At 64.8% G+C, this 454-nt stretch carries 1 protein-coding gene; it reads right to left on the bottom strand.

Annotation, left to right across the window (positions count from 1 at the left end; translation table 11 throughout):
- Window positions 1-77 precede the first annotated feature (77 nt).
- On the bottom strand, window positions 78-454 hold a 377-nt coding region (locus I6F37_RS39565; RefSeq protein WP_225154311.1), incomplete at its 5' end, for a hypothetical protein.

Genomic DNA, 454 nt, shown 5'->3' with positions numbered 1-454 from the left:
GGAGTGACGGCTGAAGCGCATCAATGTCTGGGAGAAGGGCGGCGAGCTTCAATTCGCTGGTGGTGAGGCCATAGGGGTTAGCGACAAAGCGCCGCAGCAGCTCGCTGCTCTGACCACTGCAACGGAAACGGCGCATGCATTGCTGTTAAGGCTGTTCCTTTCGGCTGCAGCCCGTTCAGAGCGGCTTCCACGATGTCCGGCGCCAGCAGCGTCAACCGGAGCAGCGTACCCAGATACCCCCGCTCGATCCTCTCGGCCGCAGCCATCTCGCTAATCGACGAGTACCGTCCCTCGTCCAGTAGCCGATGATACCGGCATGCCCGAGCCAGCGCTTTCACGAGCGCCGGATCGGCTCGCGTTGCCACCGGCGGCGTGGTGTCCTGACCAACCGGCGCCACAACCGTCTTCCGCCCCGGCCTGTGGCGGATTGCCAGCGGCACCCGAACCGTGATGC

Source organism: Bradyrhizobium sp. NBAIM08 (assembly GCF_020193935.1).
Taxonomy (GTDB): Bacteria; Pseudomonadota; Alphaproteobacteria; order Rhizobiales; family Xanthobacteraceae; genus Bradyrhizobium; species Bradyrhizobium yuanmingense.
The sequence above is the reverse complement of the archived record's forward strand: the minus strand, read 5'-3'. Positions and strand labels throughout refer to the sequence as shown.